We start from the raw sequence: 2,932 nt of genomic DNA, 5'->3' as shown, positions 1-2,932 counted from the left end.
GACGACCAGGCTGGCAATCTGATCGCTGCGCTTGGCCAGCACTGCGGTGACCTTGTTCGCGTTGGCCAGCAAGTTGCGCAGCTGCGCGTCACGGGTGTTGAGGGTGTCGGAGAACCGTGCCACTCCCTCCAGCGCGATCTTCAAGTCGGGCGGGGTGTCCTTGAAGGTGTCCGCCAACGTGGTGAGCGCCGAGGACAGCTGCGTGGTATCCAGAGCGCTGATGGTGGAGGTCAAGTCGCCCAATGCGCTGGGCAGGTCGTAGGGAGAAGTGGTCCGCTCGAGCGGGATCGTGCCGGTGAGGTTGCCGTCGCCGCGCGGGGTCACTTCGAGGAACTTGGTACCGAGCACGGTTTCGGTCTTGATCGCGGCCTCGGTCAGCGCACCCAACTCGACGCCATCGCGGACGGTGAAGTCCACCAGCACCTTCGTTCCTTCCAAACGAATGTCGGAGACCCGGCCGACGCCGAGGCCAGACACCCGCACGTCACTGCCGGACTTGATCCCGCCGGCCTCTGCGAAGTAGGCGGAGTAGTCGGAGGTGCCCTTGACGAATGGAATCTTGTCGTAGGAGAAGGCCGCGATCACCAAGGCGATCAGAATGAGGGTTCCGACCCCACCGACGGCCAACCGATTGCGCTCGGCCAGCGGCTTTATTTGCGGCCGCCACAGTATTTTTCGGTTGATTCGTGTCATTTGGGTGTGCACCGTCCCGAGTCTTGACCGGCGAGTTTGACGAACACGGGCTGGCCGCCTTTACCGTTGACCTTGAGAATCGCATCGCAGAGGTAGAAGCCGAAGTAGTCGCCGTAAAGACCATTCCTGGCCAGCACTTGATAGGCGTCGGGAAGGGTCTTGACGAGATCGTCGACGAAGTCGTGATCGGCCATGATCTGGCCCGCGAACCGGTCCGTCTGCGTCACGGCCTCCTTGATCGGTTGACGGGCGACCGTCAAGAGGTCGGCGATGGATCCCGCCGCGGCGTTGATGTACGCCGTCCCCGTTGCGATGTCGGTCTTGCGGTCGGCCAGCTCCTGGACGAGCTGTGACAGGTTGCCCAAACCTTGAGAGAACTGATCATCGTGGGCGGCGAAGGTGCCCAGCACGGTGTTCAGGTTGTTGATGACCTGGCCGATGAGTTGATCGCGGCCGGCCAGCGTCGTGGTCAGCGCCGAGGTCTGCGACAGCACCGACGCGATGGTGCCGCCCTGGCCTTGGAAGACCTTCAGCAGCTGACCGGACAGCGCGTTCACCTGGTCGGGGTCCAACGCCCGAAACAGCGGTCGAAAGCCCCCGATGAGAGCGTCCACGTCGAGCGCAGGCGAAGTCCGATCCAGCGGGATCGTCTGTCCCGGTTGCAGTTTCCGCACCGAGCCCGGCCCCTCTTCGAGGGACAGATAGCGGTCGCCGATGAGGTTCTCGTAGCGCACGGCCGCCTTGGTGCCATCGGTGAGAACCAGTCCCTTGTCGATGGCGAAGTCGACGGTGACCGTCCCGTCCTTGTGCAGGGTCATGTCCTTGACCTTGCCGACCTCGACACCGGCGATGCGGACGAAGTTGCCGCCCTTGAGGCCCGAAACATTCGTGAACACCGCATGAAAGGAGTCGCGCGAGTCGAACCGGAACTGCCCGAACACGGTCACCAGAATGAACGTCGAGACCAGGCACAAAACGGTGAACAACGCCACCCGCGTGACGACGCGACCGGTTCTCCCTCTCATGGCTGTCCCTCGCTAGCTGCCGGCGGTGCGGGTGGCGGCGGTGGCCCCGGCAGCTGTGGCAGGCCCGGGTAGAGCGGTGTTCCGTCCGGCGCGTACTCGGGTGCGCCGTAAGCCGGTGCCCCGGGGTAGGCCGGCCATGGGCCCGGTGCCGGGCCGCCCGGGTACCGGTTCTTCGGCGGCTCCGGCACACCCTTGGTGACCGGGAAGTAGTTGGACCAGCCGGGGAAGCCGATGCCGGGATTGGGCCGAACGTCAAGGCCCGTACCGAATCCCGTGTCGGTGACGAGATACTTCACCGGGAAGTTCTTGCTGACATCGGGTAGCGAACCGCAACTCGGCTTGCCACCTGGCCCACCCGTGGCGTTGACGATCGGTAGGTTGTCGGGATAGCGATATGGATCATCGCCTAGCAGCAGCCCGGCGTCCATGATCACCGATTTTCCATTGCCGCCCAACGCATCCCTGCCGCCGTGTTCCAGGAACCACCGGGCGCCCTGGAACAGGCACTTGTAGGTCGGCGAATACTTGTTCAAAAGAGCGGTCGTCGGATCGAGTGTGTTCAACGCGCGCACCAGGTTCGGCCGGTTCCCGCCGATCGTGTCGATGCCCGATTGGGAGAACCCGACCGCGGATAGGAGCAGCTCGTCAAGTGCCTTCGCGTGTGTCGTGATCGTCCCGCTGGTGGTCGTGAACGAGTCTAGGATCGACAAGATGTCCTGCGCCGCATCCGAATACGCCTGGGCGGTCTTGCCGAACAACTGCCAGTCCTGGCGAACTGTCTGCATCCGCGGGTTCACGGCGAGTAGCACATCGTTCGCGTCGGTGATCGCCTGACCGATGCGATCCCCCTTCCCGCGCACTGATTCGGCCACTGCTGAGAGCACCGAGTTCAGTTTCGCCGGGTCGACGGAGTGGACTACCGACTGCAGGTTCTCGAACACGGTGTTGACCTCGACGGTCACGTTGCGGGAGTGCAGCACGGCGCCAGGCTTCAGCGGCGCGGAACTCGCATCGGGAGGCACGATGAGATCGACGTACTTGGCACCGAACGCGGTGCTGGACTTGATCTCGGCCTCGACGTTGCTCGGTAGGAACTGGAACGGGTCTGGGTCGATCTTCAAGTGCAGGGACGCCAGGTTGGAATCGCTACCGATGGAACTGACTTCGCCGATCTGGACGCCGCGCAACTTCACCTTGGCGCCGTTCTCCATGAC

3 protein-coding genes are annotated in these 2,932 nt (G+C 63.6%); all 3 read right to left on the bottom strand.

The window, feature by feature from the left end:
• Positions 1-693 (bottom strand): MCE family protein (locus tag QOC69_RS30005; protein ID WP_526446154.1); only part of this gene is annotated, 693 nt, incomplete at its 3' end.
• Positions 690-1,718, bottom strand: coding sequence for an MCE family protein (locus QOC69_RS30000; protein ID WP_526446153.1), 1,029 nt, complete (start codon positions 1,716-1,718; stop codon positions 690-692). The genes QOC69_RS30000 and QOC69_RS30005, both read right to left, overlap by 4 nt.
• Positions 1,715-2,932, bottom strand: a 1,218-nt coding sequence (locus QOC69_RS29995) for an MCE family protein (protein ID WP_526446152.1), incomplete at its 5' end; no start/stop codon positions are given. The genes QOC69_RS30000 and QOC69_RS29995, both read right to left, overlap by 4 nt.

This window comes from Mycobacterium sp. (assembly GCF_032162105.1).
Lineage (GTDB): Bacteria > Actinomycetota > Actinomycetes > Mycobacteriales > Mycobacteriaceae > Mycobacterium.
The sequence above is the reverse complement of the archived record's forward strand: the minus strand, read 5'-3'. Positions and strand labels throughout refer to the sequence as shown.

Bases quoted from the DNA above. Each gene is read 5' to 3' on its own strand.
- QOC69_RS30000 (WP_526446153.1), bottom strand. From the start codon at position 1,718: ATGAGAGGGAGAACCGGTCGCGTCGTCACGCGGGTGGCGTTGTTCACC.